Source organism: Rhodococcus koreensis (assembly GCF_900105905.1).
GTDB lineage: Bacteria > Actinomycetota > Actinomycetes > Mycobacteriales > Mycobacteriaceae > Rhodococcus_F > Rhodococcus_F koreensis.
The window spans coordinates 532,537-549,455 of the sequence record NZ_FNSV01000005.1 but is presented as its reverse complement, the minus strand read 5'-3'; the positions used below and the strand labels follow the sequence as shown (position 1 = coordinate 549,455).

Annotated in this window: 12 protein-coding genes and 1 pseudogene; 3 read left to right on the top strand and 10 right to left on the bottom strand. The window is 64.0% G+C overall.

The genetic code is table 11. The features are described from left to right. Positions 1-3: 3 nt before the first annotated feature. Together BLV94_RS06900 and BLV94_RS06895 are read right to left on the bottom strand one after the other, a co-directional pair. A complete protein-coding gene (locus tag BLV94_RS06900; RefSeq protein WP_011599126.1) occupies positions 4-1,869 on the bottom strand; it encodes a DUF3556 domain-containing protein in 1,866 nt (621 codons plus the stop codon). A gap of 146 nt (positions 1,870-2,015) precedes the next feature. Next, a complete protein-coding gene (locus BLV94_RS06895; RefSeq protein ID WP_011599125.1) occupies positions 2,016-3,473 on the bottom strand; it encodes a class I adenylate-forming enzyme family protein in 1,458 nt (485 codons plus the stop codon). 522 nt (positions 3,474-3,995) lie between these two features. Between BLV94_RS06895 and BLV94_RS06890 the strand changes: the two genes are divergently transcribed. Continuing rightward, the gene (locus BLV94_RS06890) at positions 3,996-5,000 is read left to right on the top strand and encodes a nucleotidyltransferase family protein (RefSeq protein ID WP_237723823.1); all 1,005 of its coding nucleotides are present in this window, start codon (positions 3,996-3,998) and stop codon (positions 4,998-5,000) included. Positions 5,001-5,586: 586 nt separating this feature from the next. Here BLV94_RS06890 and BLV94_RS06885 read toward each other — a convergent pair. The 5 genes and pseudogenes from BLV94_RS06885 to BLV94_RS06860 all read right to left on the bottom strand — a co-directional run bounded on the left by BLV94_RS06885 (position 5,587) and on the right by BLV94_RS06860 (position 11,687). Beyond that, positions 5,587-7,320, bottom strand: a complete 1,734-nt coding sequence (locus BLV94_RS06885) for a sigma-54-dependent Fis family transcriptional regulator (protein WP_237727049.1) — start codon at positions 7,318-7,320, stop codon at positions 5,587-5,589. A 177-nt stretch (positions 7,321-7,497) separates the two neighbouring features. Beyond that, a pseudogene (locus BLV94_RS50610) lies at positions 7,498-8,426 on the bottom strand (AMP-binding enzyme); the annotation flags it as partial. A 93-nt stretch (positions 8,427-8,519) separates the two neighbouring features. Next, entirely contained in the window at positions 8,520-8,831 is a 312-nt protein-coding gene (locus BLV94_RS06870) for an EthD family reductase (protein ID WP_005564687.1), read from the bottom strand. A 116-nt stretch (positions 8,832-8,947) separates the two neighbouring features. Beyond that, complete coding sequence (locus BLV94_RS06865) at positions 8,948-10,009, bottom strand: alpha/beta fold hydrolase (RefSeq protein WP_072943904.1); 1,062 nt, start codon at positions 10,007-10,009, stop codon at positions 8,948-8,950. 37 nt (positions 10,010-10,046) lie between these two features. Then, on the bottom strand, positions 10,047-11,687 hold the full coding sequence (locus BLV94_RS06860) for a flavin-containing monooxygenase (protein WP_011599118.1): 1,641 nt from the start codon (positions 11,685-11,687) through the stop codon (positions 10,047-10,049). Between the two features lie 208 nt (positions 11,688-11,895). Here BLV94_RS06860 and BLV94_RS06855 point away from each other — a divergent pair, with 208 nt between their 5' ends. Next, positions 11,896-13,050, top strand: a complete 1,155-nt coding sequence (locus BLV94_RS06855) for an IS30 family transposase (RefSeq protein WP_244163532.1) — start codon at positions 11,896-11,898, stop codon at positions 13,048-13,050. 143 nt (positions 13,051-13,193) lie between these two features. Here the strand turns inward: BLV94_RS06855 and BLV94_RS06850 are convergent, their stop codons facing one another. Together BLV94_RS06850 and BLV94_RS06845 are read right to left on the bottom strand one after the other, a co-directional pair. Continuing rightward, a complete protein-coding gene (locus BLV94_RS06850) occupies positions 13,194-14,009 on the bottom strand; it encodes an IS5 family transposase (protein ID WP_072943916.1) in 816 nt (271 codons plus the stop codon). A gap of 158 nt (positions 14,010-14,167) precedes the next feature. Further along, a complete protein-coding gene (locus BLV94_RS06845; protein ID WP_230990387.1) occupies positions 14,168-14,404 on the bottom strand; it encodes a pentapeptide repeat-containing protein in 237 nt (78 codons plus the stop codon). A 105-nt stretch (positions 14,405-14,509) separates the two neighbouring features. On the opposite strand from BLV94_RS06845, the gene BLV94_RS48490 reads away from it, so the two are divergent. After that, complete coding sequence (locus tag BLV94_RS48490; protein ID WP_007297316.1) at positions 14,510-14,713, top strand: hypothetical protein; 204 nt, start codon at positions 14,510-14,512, stop codon at positions 14,711-14,713. Between the two features lie 785 nt (positions 14,714-15,498). On the opposite strand, the gene BLV94_RS06835 is transcribed toward BLV94_RS48490, so the two are convergent. Next, on the bottom strand, positions 15,499-16,857 hold the full coding sequence (locus BLV94_RS06835) for an MFS transporter (protein ID WP_425272489.1): 1,359 nt from the start codon (positions 16,855-16,857) through the stop codon (positions 15,499-15,501). Positions 16,858-16,919 lie beyond the last annotated feature (62 nt).

Below are 16,919 nucleotides of genomic sequence, written 5' to 3'. Positions count from 1 at the left end.
AGTTCAGCCTGCCACCTCTGGTATGGGATCCCTACTGGCCCCTGCGGGAACATAGTCGGGACTGGCCCCTGCGGGAACATAGTCGGGACTGGCCCCTGCGGGAACATAGTCGGGATCGCGCCAGGTGACGGTGTAGTTGATCGGCCCGTTGGGCAGCCACGGCTGCTCTGCGAGCGCGTCCTTCACCACGTAGTAGCCGGTCTCGACCACACCGAGCGCCGCGTCGATCACCTTGTACTCGAGGGTTTTCTTGTGCAGTGGCTGCGACTCGGTCCAGACGGTGATGAACTCGCCGGGCTCGAAGTGGCACCGCTTCTGGATGGCGGCGATGGTGAAGGGGTTGAACAGGTGCCCGTCGCCGAACTGCCAGCCCACGAAGAACGTGCACATCATCTCGCCCTCGCGAAACCGGTAATTGTCCAGGTCGTCGAGGTGATCCATCATCAGCGACATATGGCCCCGTCCTTGAGAATTCAAGAGCCGGAAGGCGGCGGTCTTCTGGAGGAAGATCTCGGCGGCTTCAGGCCCGAACAGGCTGGACAGCTGGTGCTTGTGCGAGGTGATCTCGGTGATGAAGTCGGGGCTGTCCAGCTTGGCCTCGCAGCCGTTGTTCCGGAACGCCATGGTGGCGGACGACCAGTTACCGGCGTACTGACGCATGGACAGCAGGAACGAGATCAGGTCGGGTCGGAAGTTGCCTACGATCGGCAGGGTGAGGGTCAAGACCGCGGCCGCCACCACGATCCAGGGATTGCTCGCGTCCCACACGGCGTAGCCGTCGCCGGCGAAGAAGCCGAGGAACACGAACGGGGAGAGGAAGCCGAAGTAGAGGTTCCATTCCTGCGGCATGGCCACGGCGAACATCGAGTAGATGAAGGCGTGGAAGCACGTCATGAACGCTGCGGCGAGCACTGCCACCACCCAGTTGGTGGTGAAGAGCAGGACTATCGGCACCAGGAACTCGACGACCGTGCCGAGGACGTGTGCGCAGAACCAGGCGAGACGGGAGGGCAGCAGGTCCTCGGGCACGTTGCGGTAGAGCGCGCGTCGCAGGGTCTTGGACTTGTTGATCGGCGAATTGGTGAGCATAGTCTGCACGGTGGGCGTGAAGTGATGCCCGATCTTGGACAGGAACGCGCCCCACCAGACGGCGAAGATCGCGATCTTGGCTACCACGATCATGTCCACGTGCCCGGCGGCGTAGTTGGTCAGGACACCAAAGGCGAGCAGCATCACGGAGTACTGCTCGGGGCGGGAGGCCAGGAAGGCGACCTTGTCCCGCAGTCCCATGACCAGCTGAAAGGCGATAAAGGCGATGAAGGGCCACATCGGCAGGAGGCCGGGCTCACTGTAGGCGGCGGCGGTCTGCTGGCCGGGCAACACCAGGCCCGCGACGAGGGAGGCGAGCATCCCGAGGTACAGCCACACGTCGATGGCCTTGCGCTCGTCACCGCCGGTCAGCGGGATCTTGCCGGGCCAGGGCGGGAGCCGCAGGGTACCGGTGCGGATCCAGTAGCGGTACCCGGCAGTGTTGGGTGTGAACTTGAACGCCAGCGGGCCCCACGATTCGTTGAAGCCGGTGGCAGACCAGAGCACCACCCACAGCATGGACTTCTGTAGGACGATCATCTCGCCCCACCAGGCGCCCAGGTCGAGCAGCGGCAAGCCGGGAGTGGTGAGGCCGATGAGAAGCCAGCCGGCGATGATGAAGAACAGGCCCTTGACCAGGTACAACGAGTGCATGATCTTGGGGGCGCCGAAGCCATAGTCCACCCAGTGCAGGCAGAGCAGCTTCATCCGCTCCATGGTCGGTATCTTTTCGAATTCTGCCGGGTCCACGTCGGGAACGTCGGCTTGGCGAAAACCCATGACTCCTCCTGGGGCGAGTTGAGTGGTGCGTTTGGGCACGAAGAAACGAAAATCGACGATCGTCGACTGTCGATATGAGAAAAGAAGGGACGGAAGGGACACGGGGAGGTCGTACGACGACGGAGTGGCCTCGCCCTCGCGCGAGGTCAGCCGACGAGCGCCTTGCGCAGTCCGGGCTTGTCGATCTTCCCCACGGGGTTCTTGGGGAGTTCGGTCACGATGTCCACGGCGACGGGCACCTTGACCCGTGTGAGCAGGTTGCGACAGTGCTCGATCACGGTCTCGGGAGTCAGTGAGGCGTCCGGGTACGGGACCACAAACGCGACAGGCACTTCTCCCATCACGTCGTCAGGTCTGCCGATCACGGCCACTTCGAGCACACCGGGCAGACTGCCGATCGCGTTCTCGATCTCCTTGGGGTAGAGGTTCTCTCCCCCGCGGATGATCATGTCCTTGATGCGGTCCACCAGGGTCAGGTAGCCGTCGGAGTCGAGCACGCCCACGTCGCCGGTGCGGACCCAGCCGTCGACGATGGTCTTCTCGGTAGCCTCGGGGTTCCCGAGGTAGCCGGCCATCACGACGGGTCCGGTGATCAGCACCTCGCCGGTCTCGCCGGTGGGCACGTCGCGCAGCTCATCGTCGACCACCCGGATGCTTTGACCGGGAAGGGATGGGCCGACCGTGCCGATCTTGCGGAGGCCGACGAGGGGGTTGATGGCGGACGCGCAGGTGGCTTCGGTGAGGCCGTAGCCCTCCAGCAGCGGGGCTCCGAGCATCTCCTCGGAGGCCTGGAGCAGTTCGCGGGTGGCGGGGGCGGCGCCGCAGATGGCGAAGCGCAGCGAGGACAGGTCGGTGTCGCGTTCGGCGGCCTTGGTCACCAGGAGCGCGAAGATGGTGGGGACGCCCGAGAAGTAGGAGGGGCGGTGCTTCTCGACGGCGTGGAAGAAGGTGTCTGGAGAAAACTTGCCCACCACGGTCAGTTGGGCGCCCACGCGCAGGGACGCGAGGAGGCTCACCATGAGCGCATTTGCGTGGAACAGCGGGAGGATGAGAAGGCAGTGGTCACTGGTGGTGAGCGCCATCACCTCGACGATCGAAGCCGTCATGGCGTCGGCGTTGCCATGTGTGATCATGACGCCCTTGGGTCGGCCGGTGGAGCCGCTCGTGTAGATCACCAGGGCCATGTCGCTGTCTGCGAGTACGACCGGTGCAGGCACCTCCCCGGTGGAATGTTCGGCGAGGTCGTCCACGGCGATTGTTGGCTTGCCGCCGGTGGGGGCGCCGGGACCGGCGTTCACGACCAGCGTGGCGCCGGCATCGGCGATCTGATGGGTGGCCTCCTGTTCGGTGAAATTTGGGTTGACCGGAGTCACGGCGGCGCCAAGGCGCCAGGCGGCAAAGATGGCGACGACAAGCTCGCTGCGGTTGGGCAGCATCACGGCCACAACGTCGCCACGACCCACATCTCGTCCGGCGAACTGGGCGGCAACGGCGGCCACCCTCGCGTCGAGTTGCTCGAATGAGAACTCGCGGAGGTCGTCTCGGATCGCGGGTGCAGACCCGAACGGCTCAGCCAGCAGCCAAGGGAGGTAAGCCGGTGCCATGTGCACTCCTGTGCAGTAGATGGATGTATGTGACTTGGAACACTACGGCGGGCTACTGCGCAATACATTGGCTGCGATGACGAACTTCATAGGAGCAGTAGTGCACGGTGCACAATTAAGGCGAGACCCCCGAACGCCTCCGCCCCGCCGGTGTGCACCTGTGGTCGCGATAGCAGCCATTACTGCCCTGGCGGCTCGCCGGCATCCATAGTTCGTCGCAACCACGGCGAACCTCGTCGCACTCAGCGCGAAAAAGCCGGCCCCGCGCCGCAGTATCTACGACGAACTCCTAGGTCCGAAGGGGGGCGTTTGCAGGTTGCGGGTCGTTTTGCAGGTTTGCAGGGTGCCTGCAAGGGCGGGTGTGGAGGTGGTGGGCGTCCCGTCGGCTGGGTGCGTCAGGACCGTGCCGGGTCCGGGGGTGCTGCAAACACGTCTTTTCGTTTGCGACCCCGGGGTCGGGGCGGTAGCTCCCTGCGGTTGTCGACCGGGACGGGTGCCGCCGGGTCGGTCTTCCCTATCGGGGTGGTCGTTGCGCCGGTTGTGGTCGATCCTGGAGGCTGCCTGGGGTGTGTGGGAGAGCGAAACGAGTACGACCTGGACCTCGTGTCCCAACTCGACGTCGCAAAGACCTCTACCACGCAGCAGGAACTCAAAAACAGGGTAGGCGCACTGCTTGACGACTACCGCAAGGATCATGACGGTCAGGCGTGCGAGAGCCCCGGCAAAGTCTCCGAAGGCCGACGCTCCTGGTGCCTGCACTACGACAACTTCCACATGGACGTGCTTCCCGCCATTCCGGATGCCGATTCCCCATCGGCGACCGCGATCGAGCTCACGGACCGCAACCTACGGAACTGGCAGAAATCCAACCCGCTGGCCTACGTCGAGTGGTTCCGCACCCAGTGCGCCAAGCAGTTCGAGGAAGAACGCGCCATACTGGCCAGTTCGTACGGCTCGGTCGACGCAGTGCCCAATCACCGCGTACGCACCCCACTCCACCGCGTCGTACAAATCCTCAAGCGACACAGAGACATCTACTTCGCCAACGACCTCGACGACCGCCCCCCGTCCAGCCTCATCACGACCCTCGCCGGCAAGGGATACGAGGGCGAAACGGACCTCGTCGACGCGACCATGAGCGCAGTACAGCGAATGCCCGAGCACATCGAAAAGCGCAGCGGGCGGTACTGGGTGGAAAACCCCGCCTGTGACGGTGAAAACTTCGCCGACAAGTGGAACGAGTACGAGACTCGACGCCTGAAGTTCGAAGACTGGCGAGCGACTGTCGAGCGCGATCTCAACGAATTCCTCCTGGAGACCAAGAGAGTCGTCGCGCTCCACCAGCGGATCGCGAAGGCTTTCGGCAACGCCCCGGTCGAAGAGGCCCTGAAAACGCTCGGCGCACGGACCAACACCGCCCGGGAAAACGGGAACGTCCACTTCTCAACCGGGGGGCTCCTCACGACAGCATCGACGGCAACCGCCGTCCCGGCACATAGGTTCTTTGGTGGCGAAACCGCACGGTAGGCAGCTGAGCATCACTCAACAGCTATTCGTCTACGGCAGCAGTTTCCCGACGAGCCTGCACCTGCCGTGAAGTCCGGGACTCTGGTCTGGCCAGTCACTCTGCAACCAACGCCGATGAGCGTGCACTACACAATAGGGATTCGGTACAAGCATCGGCAGCGCAGCGCCGAACGTAGGCGTCGAACGGCCGCGAGGTGTCGTCGGGAACGGTCACCGACCACGGCAGGTGGGTCGTGGACAGCATCTGCTCCCACCGCTGCACCCTCTCGCCTGCGGCTTCGTGGTCCGCCAGTTCAGGAGCCGGTATTCGTCGTCTCGTGCTGTCATCGTCTTCTCCATTCCGCGGGCCGCATTGCCCACCCGGGATCAGGTGATCCACGGTACTGCCCTGCCGTCGCGGTCTGCGATCTGCTGAGCGCTGCTGTCACACTCTCTGCCCGGCGGTGCGGCCTCTCTGCCCGGCGGTGCGGCGAAACTAGAACCAGCGGGACAGGTTTATGAAGATTCACGACACCCTCGGTCGTGATCGTCGACTTCCGGCGTCGAGACATCGGATGTCTGGACCGATGAGCCTGCGCCGAGGAGGTCACAGGTGAATGCCGAAGGTGTCGATCTTTCGATAGAGCGACGACCGGGCGATCCCCAGTGATTTCGCGGCTGCCACGCGGTTGCCGCCGCATTCGCGGAGCGCCACCACGATGGCATCGCGTTCGGCGCTCTCCATCGCCGTCATCGTTCGCCGAGGCGCCGAACTGAGTGCGGGTGGCAGGTCGACTGCGGTGATCACCCCCGCCGGCTTGGCGCGCAGAGCGTGCTTGAGCGTGTCCACGAGTTCGGTGATGTTGCCCGGCCAGTGGTATTTCTTCAGCACCCGTAACACGTCGTCGGGGATGTCGGCGTCGCGGTGAGGTGCGAGCTGCCCCAAGCACATTCGAATGATTGCCGGTACGTCGCCGGGATGGTGTCGCAACGCGGGGACATCGATTGTCGTGGTGAAGTTGCGAGCAAGGGCGGAGTGCAGGAGCCGATCTCCGTCGGTGGAAGAGGTGGCAACGATCCACCGTGCCGGATAGCTGCGCTGATCGGTGGACACCACATCGGAGACGGCCTGGTCCAGGCGTGCGTCGAGCAGGTCGATATCGCGGAGAACGACGGTGGTGGCGGCGGAATCCAGCGCGTTTCTCAGGCGTTCCTCGACGGATTCCGTGGGGTTACAGTCCACGACGGCAATCGGTGCTTGGGGGTTCTTGTACAGATGTGCCCCGCGCGCAAGGGTGAGCCTGCCGCTTCCACCTTCTCCCCGCAGGATCGTGTTGGCATCGGTGGATGCCAGGGAGATCAGCTCCCTGCTGCACCGGGTCCATTGCGGTGAGGATCCGGTCGATCCGGGCAGCGCAGGAAGGCTGCGGTGGTGCGTGGTCGAGGACCTGGGGTGCGGAGGCCGTTCAACTTCGAGGATCACTCCCGCGACCTCGGCACCGTCCTCGATGATGTTGCGCTTGACCGTGATGGTGCCGCCCGAGGGGAGGTGAAGGGCGAGCTGGGTGATCCGCGAGGGGCCGAGCAGCGAATGTGCTTCCTCGCGGAGGAACGCCTCGTCGATCGGATCGAGCAGGCGAGAACCGATGGTGTTCGACATGAAGACGCCGCAGCTCAGTGAGTACACCGCGACCTGTCGACGTCGACAGGCTGCGAGGAACTCTCCCAGCACGAGCTGTTGTTTCGCCGATCCTGTCGAACGCAGTGCCGACTCGACGTCCCGTGCAGCCCCGAGCGCGAGTTGACGCATCAGCGGGTTCGCCTCTCGGGCGAGACCGCTGATATCGATCAATCCTTCGACACGTCCGAGGATCGGATTGTGGATGGGCGCGCCGGCGCAGGTGAAATCGTGGATTGCCTCGTGAAAGTGCTCGCGGCCGTCGACGTAGACGGCCATGCCGGTCTCGAGGGCGGTGCCGACGCCATTGGTGCCGATGAGTTCCTCGGAGTAGTTGAACCCGGGCGCGAAATAGACGCTGTCGAGCTTGGCGGCAAGGACAGGATCATTGTCGCGCCGCAGCATGACTTGGGCATGCTCGTCGGTCAGCGCGACGCTGAGTGACATTCCGGACAGGTCGTCGTGCAGGCGATCGAGGATCGGTGAGGCGCATTGCACCAGTCGGCGACGCAGGTCGAGGTCTTCGACGAACTGGAGACGAGGAGGGCTCGAACCGTCCGGCACCACGCCCGCCTGACGAGATCGCTGCCACGACTGGGCGATGAAGCTGGAGACCTCGTCCGTTGCGGACAGGGATGAAGCGGGGCGACGATCGGTAGTCACTCGCCGCCGCCTAGGGTCGCTGTCCATCAAATCTCCGTCCTGGTGTCTCCGACTCACCCCACTACTGTGTCGCAGGTCACTTTCCCTGAGTGTCCCAGAATAGGACATCGGAAACCTGCGTCGACCCGCGACCGACCGTCCGGGCGGATGCCGGCACTGCGGATTCGCAGCGCCGAGCTATTCGCCGCGGAGCGTCGGTCTCAGCGCGTCGAGCACCGCAGGGTCCTCGATGGTGGAGGGGACCGGCTCGTCGTGGCCGTCGGCGATGGCCCGCATCGACTTGCGGAGGATCTTGCCCGATCGCGTTTTCGTCAGTGGGTCCACGATGGTCACCTGCCGGAAGGCTGCCGCGGCGCCGATGTCTCGACGCGTCGCGGCGATCAACTCGCCCTGCAGCGTGTCGTGATCGATGTCGATTCCATCTTTGAGCACCACGAACCCGCGCGGCAGTTGACCCTTCAACCGGTCGGCCACGCCGATCACCGCGCACTCGGCCACCGCCGGGTGCGCCGCCAGCACCGCCTCCATCAACCCAGGGGAGAGCCGGTGCCCGGCGACGTTGATCACGTCGTCGGTACGTCCCATCACGAACAGGTAGCCGTCATCATCGAGGTATCCGCCGTCACCGGTGAGGTAGTAGCCAGGGAACCGCGTCAGGTAGGACGCGACATACCCGTTCGTCGGTGCCCCACAGGGTGGGCAAGGTGCCCGGCGGCATCGGCAGCTTCAGGCAGACCGCGCCTTCCTGACCGGGCCCCATCTCGGTGCCGTCCTCGTCCAGAATCCGCACGTCGTACCCGGGCACCGGCACCGACGGCGAACCGGCCTGATCGGCATCGGTTCCAACCCGCGCAGGCTCGCCGCGATCGGCCATCCGGTCTCGGTCTGCCACCAGTGGTCGACCACCGGTACACCCAACTTGGCCTGCGCCCACCGGTAGGTCTCCGGGTCCAGCCGCTCACCGGCCAGGAACAATGACCGAAACTTCGACAGATCGTAGTGCGCCACCTCGGCCGCCTCGGGATCCACCTTTCTGACCGCGCGCAGCGCGGTAGGGCGGTGAACAGGGCTTTCGCTCCGTATTCGGAAATGACCCGCCAGAGAGCGGACATTGCGTGTGACGGGTGGTTGGCGGAGCCACCGAACGGCGCATCCCGGACCGCGGGGCGTTCACGGTCCGGGATGTGCGCGGCCTCAGGTCAGGCGGAGGGGATGAAGTCGTCGGTGACGAACAGGGTGGCTCCGCCGGTGGCGAAGTTTCCGATGTCGGCGGCGGCGGCCTGCCCTTCGGGTGAGGCGAGTCCGTCGTCGAGTGCCTGCCGGGAGTCGAAGCTCAAGACGGCAACGAGGTGGTAGGGCGCCTGCGACTGGTCGAGGGCGCTGACCTTGCCGGCGTGCCAGGTGCGAACACCGGGGATCTTGTCGGCCAGTGGGCGATGGGTGGTGCTGTAGTACTGGTCGAAGGACGCGGGTTCGTCCGGGTGGCCGTAACAGACGATCAGATGGTGCATCGATTTTCTCCGAAAGGGTTGTCAGACAGCAGGATTATTGGACTCGGGCGACCGGGTGGTTCGCGGCGGATGAGCTGGCTGTGTCGATCAAGCTCGACGCCGCGCCCGGCCCGGCTTCAGACCTCGATGTCGAGGAGGTCCCCGAGGTGCCGGTCGATCTGGGGCATGTAGGTCGGTGAAACACCGAACAGACCCAAGTGACCAAGGGTGTCCTCGACGACCCGCAGTTCGCTGTTCTTGATCAATTCCTGCTCCGGGACACAGTCCCGGACCGGGAACAGTTGATCCTCGTCGATGGGCATGACGAAGGTCTTGGCGGTGATGCGGCCGAGTGCTGCCGCCAGGTCACCGCCGGTATGGCGGGCGACGTCACCGCGCTGCCACGCCCACGACTGCGTGAGGAGCGCGTTGGGGTCCATCGCAGTGAAGTAGGGCTCGAGGAATCCGCTCAGGAACGCCTCCTTGGAGTCGAACTCCATCGCCCGCCACCCCTCATGCTTCCAGAACTCGGTGGAGAATCCGACGATGGCCCAGATGTGGGCCTGCCGGATGAGCCCGTCGACGACCTGTTCGTTGGAGGTGTATTCCCCGCCGTTCCAGCCCGGACTCGACTGGATCGCTTCGCGCATCGCCTCGGCGATGAGGAAGTCGCCCGGCGTGTTCTGTGCTGTGCCCGCAATCGGCGCGGCGCGCAGCACCTTGTCGGGGAAGCGCACCGCCCACTCGTAGGTCTGCTGGGCGCCCATCGACCCGCCGGTCACCAGGGCGAGGCGTTCGATGCCGAAGTGCTCACGCAGCAGTCGCTCCTGCGCGACCACGTTGTCGCCGATGCGGACGTGCGGGAACTTCGACATCGCAATACCGGCGTTGGCGCCGGCGGCATTATGTGGGGAGACCGACAGCCCGCTGCCGATCTGGTCGATGCAGACGATGAAGTATTTCTCCGGGTTGAGCGCGTGGTCGGGGCCGATGTAGACATCCCGCCAGATCTGGTGTGTACCCGAATACCACGTCGGGATGAGGATCGCGTTGTCCTTGGCCTCGTTCAATACGCCGAAGGTTGCCACCGCCAGCTGGCAGTCGGGGATGGAACCGCCTTCCTCCAAGTCGAGCTGTCCGATGCCGATCAGTTCGTAATCGCCATGAAATTCGTCTGTGTAGTACGGGTTCTCGATCATTGTCGTCCTCCTTTGGACCGATGAAATGGATGTCGGATCAGCTCAGTTGAAAACCCTTGTACCCGGCGGCCGCTGCGGCGAGGGTCTTCTCCCGATAGGTGCCGACTCCGCCGATGTAGGACAACACTCGCCGAGGCTTGCCCGGGACGTTGGCGCCGTTGTACCAAGAGTCCGTCTTCGAGACCAGCGTGGCATTCGCGGTCTCGTCGTGATGGGCAACCCACTCGTCTTCACCGGCCCGCGTCGGCTCGATGACGGTGTGGTCGTGCGCCCGCATGTACCGGATGCATTCGGCGATCCACTCGGTCTGTTGCTGCAGGCAGGTGGTCATATTGCACAGTGCCGCGGAAGGCGCCAGAGGGGCACCGGTCGTGAGCATGTTGGGGTAGCCGTGCACCATCAAGCCCATGGTCGTGCGGATGTCGCGATTCCAGTCGTCCTTCAGTGCCCGGCCGCCGCGCCCGCGGATGTCGATCCGCGTCAAAGATCCGGTGCCGGCGTCGAAGCCCGTGGCCATCACGATGACATCGACCTCGTGCAGCGTTCCGTCGGCCAGGACCAAGCCCTGGGGCACGATCCGGGTGATCGGGTTGTCGCGGACTCCGATGGCCTCGACGTTCGGGCGGTGATAGGTCTCGAGGTAGTTCGTTTCCAACGGCACACGATGTGTTCCGAAGCCGTAGTCGGTGGGGATGAGCAGGTCGCACAGGTGGGGATCCTGGAGCCGTGCGCGCATCTTGCGCCGAACGAACTCCGAGATCTCTTCGCTGATCTCCTCGTCGTAGAACATCTCACCGAACGAGGCGAGCCACAGCTTCAACGAGCCGTTCTCGTAGATCTCCTCGAGTACATCGTTGCGCTGCTCCGGTGTCAGATCCGCCCACACGTGCTCGAAGTCGTACTCGAAGCCGCTGAACGTATTCGGCAATGTTTCTTTCAGCTCGGCGAACCGGCTCTTGTACGCCGCCACGTCCGACTCGTCGAAGGTGGGGTTCTTCATCGGGAGGGCGTACTGAGGTGTGCGGATGAAGACCTTCAGATGTTCGACCTTGTCGGCCACGGTCTGGATCACCTGGATGCCGGTGGCACCGACGCCGATGACGGCGACACGTTTGCCGTCGAGATCGGCGCCCTCTTTCGGCCAGCGGGAGGTGTGGAAGATCGGCCCGCTGAATTCTTCCTGGCCCTCGAACACGTACGACATCGGAGCCGAGAGCATTCCGCTGCAGGTGACCAGGAACCGGGTGGTGATCGTCTCGCCGCGATCGGTCCGCACGATCCACTTGTCGGCCCGCTCGTCGTAGTGCGCACTGGTGATCATGGTGGACAGTTGGATGTCGCGGCGAAGGTCGAGGGTGTCTGCGACGTAATGCATCCAGCGCTCGATCTCCGGTTGGCCGGGGAAACGCTGGCTCCAACTCCAGTTCTTGTACAGCTCTTCCGAGAACAGGTACTGGTAGATGTACGCCTCGGAATCGAAGCGCGCACCGGGATAGCGGTTCCAGTACCACGTGCCGCCGACGTCGCCGGCGGTGTCGTAGGCCCGCACTCGCAGACCCTGTTCGCGGAGCTGGTGCAGCTGGTACAGACCGGCAACCCCCGCGCCGATGATCAGCGCATCCAGTTCGAGCGATTCCGTTGCCGAAGTTTCCGTGGGCGCAGAAGCCGTAGTCGACATCTCATACCTTTCTGTGGTTCAGGTCACTGAGAAGTCATTTTTGTGACAACCGCCACCGCCAACTGTCCCAGCTTCGGACAGTTCGGTAGGCCCGTGTTCGGAAGCTACTGCCTATGCCGGTGAACGCCCCTTTCCGGGACGGTGCCCCGGTAGGCGTTCCTTGGGTTCGTGCGGTGATCGCAACACCACTGATCAAAGGGTGTTGCACATGGCGAAATATTCTCATCGGATGGTTCCGGAGATCTTTCAGACGTTCTGGGCCGGGATGGCTGCGGGTGAGTTCATCACGGACGCGGCCGAGGCGGCCGGCTCGTATCGCAAGCAGGGTGCTCGGTGGCTTGCGGCATGCGGTGGGGTGCGTCCCCGGCGTGGCCGCAACCTCAAGGGCCGGTGTTTGACGTTCGCGGAACGGGAAGAGATCGCCATCGGCATCGCCGCAGGTCACACGCTTCGTGACATTGCGAAAACCCTGAACCGGAGTCCCTCGACGATCTCACGCGAGATCGCCCGCAATCGTGAGCCGTCCGGGCGGTACCGAGCCAGATCGGCTCACGCAGCCGCCTACCATCGGGCCTCGCGGCCCAAGCCGTCCAAGCTCGCCACCAATCCGTCGCTACGTGAGACGGTGGAGAAATCCCTGACCGAGCGCCATTCACCCGAGCAGATCGCGGGCCGCCTCCGACTCGATTTCCCCGACGATCCACAGATGCGGGTGAGCACCGAGACCATCTACCAATCGCTCTACCAACCCGCCCGCGGCGGACTCGAACACACCCTCACCCGATCGCTGCGGACCGGACGTGGGCTGCGCCGGCCCAGTCGGAAGGCCGGCCAGCGCAAGAATCGGATCCCCGACATGGCCAACATCGCGGACCGCCCCAAAGACGTGAAAAACCGTGCAGTACCGGGACATTGGGAGGGTGATCTCATTGTCGGCAAACGGAATCTGAGCGCGATCGGCACACTCGTCGAACGTTCGACCGGCACCGTCATGCTCGTTCATCTGCCCGACGGATACAAGCCCGAGCAGACCGCGCCCGCGTTGACCGAACAGCTCGAGACGCTGCCCACGAGCCTGCGCCGGACCTTGACGTGGGACCAGGGTTCGGAGATGCGGGACTGGAAGAGCGTCAGCGCGGCCACCGGGATCGACATCTACTTCTGTGATCCACACGCACCCTGGCAGCGCGGGACCAACCAGAATACGAACGGCATTCTCCGTCAGTACTTCCCCAAAGGTTCGGACCTGAGTGTGCACTCGAAAGCGGACCTGGAGTGGGTCTCACGGCAACTCAATGAGCGTCCCCGGAAACGGTTAGAATTTCGCACACCCATCGAAGAGATGGAACGACTGCTGTTGTGATGACCGCCAGAATCCGCCGTTCCGCTACCGGGAACCGATCGCCCCAACGTTCGGTCGGTGCTACGCGGCTCGGTGGAGGAGTGAAACCGGCTGGCTATACCGTTTCGTCGGTGTAAGAGTGCATCTGAAAACTCTGGCTCGGGTCACGCTGTGCGGGCGAGTCGGCGTGACATGGTCGCGATCATGGCGATGTAGACGATGGCTTCGTGGTGGTCGGGTCGAGTCTCGTAGTCGCGGACGCATCGGCGGTGTTTGCAGATCCAGGCGAAGGTCCGCTCGACCACCCACCGACGGGGAAGAACCCTGAACCCTTTGACATCGTCGGTGCGCTTGACGACCTGAACCGTCAGTGACACAACTCGTTTCGACCAGTCGATCAGCCGTCCGGCATAGCCACCGTCCGCCCAGACCAGGCTGATTGTCGAGAACTGGGCGCGCAACGCAGCCAGCAGCCGGAACGCGCCGTCACGGTCCTGAATCCCGGCCATCGTCACCACGACCGCCAGCAGCAGCCCGTTCGAGTCCACAGCGATGTGCCGTTTACGGCCGTTCGTCTTCTTTCCCGCATCGTATCCACGACTCGACCGGGGCACGGTGTCGGCGCCCTGCACCGATTGGGTGTCGACGATCGCCGCGGACGGCAACGGGTGGCGGCCGCCCTGGACCCGCACTCGATCGCGCAGCGCGTCGTGGATCCGCTGCCATACTCCCGCGCGGACCCAGCGGACGAAGATCGCGTACACCGTGGTCGCGGGAGGAAACTCCGCCGGCAACTGCCGCCAGGCGATCCCACCTCGAACGACATAGAAGATCGCATCGAGTAGCAGACGGCGGCAGTGCTTTTCGGGACGACCACCGCTGCCGGTGGTGTTGCCGGGTGGAGGAAGCAGTGGTTCGAGAATCGCCCATTGAGCATCGGTCACCGAGGATGACGAGTAGACCGCGCACCGATGCCCGATCCCCGGATCCGGGGTAGGGCATGACGGACACAGTGCGATGAGCGATGATGGCAAGTGAATTCCTGGTCGGGTCGTGGCGTAAGCACCTACTGACCTACCAGGAGTTCACCCATTCCTCACCAGTCACACGCCGATCACCCCGAGTTTTCAGATGCGCTCTAAAACACGTCAGTCAGGTCCGCGTGGGTCAAAGTTGCCTTGAGCAGGTCCGCGCCGGACAGGTCTGCAGATGGTAGGTCTGCAGATGACAAGTCGAATCGGCAACCCGCCCAGCGATTTTGGTCTCCCCGAGGGCGCTTCCGGATCGCACTCAATATTGCAATGCGCGCTTTTTGCTCTTGTGGATCTGGCTTCGGTGGTTGCGCGGGTGTCAACCAGAGCCGGGGCAGTCCCATTGGCAGTTCAGAAGGCGATGCTCGATGGCACCTACGGATGGTCCAATGCTCGTGGCAACGAGGTGGTCCCATCACCCTGGCAAGCGACATACGAGGGGGAGGCGAATGTACCGGTGGTTCCCGGACGCGTCGCTGACGGTGGTGCAGGCGCTGCTCAAGACCCGCTCGGGCAAGATCCTGCGCAAGACGATGCGGCAGATCGCCGACCACGAGGAATACCGTGCCCTCCACCATCGAGGACGTCGCCGTCCTCGACGCGCTGAAGCGACCGTCACGTGTGCGCCGGCGACGGGGATCGGGCGGCGCTGACGTCCCACCACCTTGCCCGCCGCCTTGGCCACATCGATCGCAGCAACCCGATCGATCACCAACTCGTGATCATCGTCGGGAATCTCTTCCAGTTCCGGCTCCACTTTGTTTGTCCTCCAGTCGCGTCGGAACTCTCCACGGGCGGGCCGCCTGGGGGCCTCGGTCGAGGGAATCCGAAATTCTGACCGGCGTGCTCGAAGCAACAGTGCGTGACCCTTCCAAGGTCGGGCCCCGGCGCCAGGCTTATTTACGGGCTTACACTCCCAAGAAAACGTCGGCGTCGGCGGGCGACCCGACCCCATTTTCAGGCCTGCGAGGCGTCCCGGGAACGGAACTGGGTGCTCATTTGACTTGACGAACTGCGGGTTCCATGGAGTTCGTCCGCCGACTCCACTTTTTCAAAAGGTTGACGTCTTGTACTTTTGCGATGACCCACCAGAACTCGGGCCGTCGAGGGCCTGGAACAGCGCCGGGTGCCGTCCAGGCCGGGCGGCCGAACAGTTTGCAGATCTTCGCCCTTGGGGTGTGGCGGTGAACGCGAAATCCGAGGTTCGACGCCGAGGCCGGGTCTTTGGGTTTCGGCCCAGAATGTCCTCGGTATCCACGGTACCGCCGTCCCACGGTTCGGCGAGCTCGGTCTCGGACTGGACGGCCGCGAGATCACGAAGGGGGTGACATCGCCCAGGCGGGGTGGCAGCGCGTTGCCTGTGCACCGCGGTCGTGGTAGCCGACCCAGCTGGAGATCGCAGGCCTTGAGATCACCCGGCCGGTGTTGCCGATCCACACTACTTGCGGGCGAGCGAATGACTTTCTGCCGACTTGCGATCGGGGTGATTGTCGCTTCGGACCCAGCGGCCGAGGAGGAAGACCGCAGCTCCGGCGACGAGCATGGGGACTGACATTGCGTAGAAGACTGCACTGGCGGACCAGCCCATGCCGAGTGCCGCTCCGACCGCGATCGGCCCGACGATGCCGCCGAGGCGGCCAACACCCAACGCCCATCCAACCCCGGTGGACCGCATCGGTGTCGGATAGAACACCGCGGACAGCGCGATGAGGCTCTTCTGTCCACCGCTGATGCAGACCCCCGCAAAAAAATTGGCCGTCAATAGGACCCACAACGGCGCCGTAAAGGCGACACCGGTCAGCGCAACGAATGCGAATCCGACGACATAAACGGTTCCGAGGGTGACGTACGCGCCGAGTCGGTCCATACAGGGCCCGGTGACAAATGCAGCGGCGATGCCGCCGACAGTCGTGAGGGTGGTGGCGGTGACCACCGTACCCATGTCGTAGTCCAGGCTCGTCATGATCGACGGTAGCCAGCTCTGCAGCGCGTAAAACTCGCCGAGGTTGATGACGAAGACCAGCCACAGCAGCAGGGTTCCCAAGACCCGGTCACGGGTGAACAGGCTCCTCAGTGCAGTGCGTTGTCCGTCGGTCCGCTTCTCGGCCTCGTAGGTGATGTCGGGGCCGACGGCGAGGGCGGGATCCATTTTGCGGAAGATCGCCTGGATTCTGTTGGGCTCCGCGCCTCGGTTGATCATTGAGGTGAGTGAGTCCGGCAGGTAGCGCAGCAACGCCGGGAGCAGGAGCAGCGGTGCTACTGCGCCGACGACGAGTACCGACCGCCAGCCGAGGATCGGGATCAGCCAACCGGAGACCAGCCCTGCCGCGACGAATCCGAGGGAGAAGCCGCAATAGATCACCAGGACGAAGGTTGCTCGAAGACGCTTGGGGCTGAATTCGCCCGTCAGTGCGATGGCACTCGGCGCGGCGGCACCGAGCCCCATTCCGGTGATGAAGCGCAACGCCATCAGTTCGGTGACGTTCTGTGACCAGGCCGCCGCCAACGTGCCGAGCGCGAAGATGACCGTGCTCGTGAGGATCATCCGGCGGTGGCCGAACCGCTCGGACAGCGGCGAGAGCGCCAGATAGCCGACCATGAGACCGGCGAGAGCGGCGGAGAAGATGGGCCCGAGCACCTGTTTCGACAGGCCCCACTCCTCGGCGATGTGGGGCGCCATGTAGCTGATGCTCTGGGTGTCGAAGCCGTCGATGAACATGACCACCCCACACAGGGCGATCACGATGTACTGGTATCGACTCACTGGCCGCGAATCGATGAAATCCGGCAGTGTCACGCGCGATGGTGCTAAGGACATGATTGCCTCACATTATCTGATGCCCGGTTGCCCGGATGATG

What these genes read in the sequence shown, in the direction of transcription:
- BLV94_RS06900 (WP_011599126.1), bottom strand. Translation starts at nt 1,869, where the DNA reads ATGGGTTTTCGCCAAGCCGACGTTCCCGACGTGGACCCGGCAGAATTC.
- BLV94_RS06895 (WP_011599125.1), bottom strand. Translation starts at nt 3,473, where the DNA reads ATGGCACCGGCTTACCTCCCTTGGCTGCTGGCTGAGCCGTTCGGGTCT.
- BLV94_RS06870 (WP_005564687.1), bottom strand. Translation starts at nt 8,831, where the DNA reads ATGCACCATCTGATCGTCTGTTACGGCCACCCGGACGAACCCGCGTCC.
- BLV94_RS06865 (WP_072943904.1), bottom strand. Translation starts at nt 10,009, where the DNA reads ATGATCGAGAACCCGTACTACACAGACGAATTTCATGGCGATTACGAA.
- BLV94_RS06860 (WP_011599118.1), bottom strand. Translation starts at nt 11,687, where the DNA reads ATGTCGACTACGGCTTCTGCGCCCACGGAAACTTCGGCAACGGAATCG.
- BLV94_RS06855 (WP_244163532.1), top strand. Translation starts at nt 11,896, where the DNA reads ATGGCGAAATATTCTCATCGGATGGTTCCGGAGATCTTTCAGACGTTC.
- BLV94_RS06845 (WP_230990387.1), bottom strand. Translation starts at nt 14,404, where the DNA reads ATGGGACTGCCCCGGCTCTGGTTGACACCCGCGCAACCACCGAAGCCA.
- BLV94_RS48490 (WP_007297316.1), top strand. Translation starts at nt 14,510, where the DNA reads ATGTACCGGTGGTTCCCGGACGCGTCGCTGACGGTGGTGCAGGCGCTG.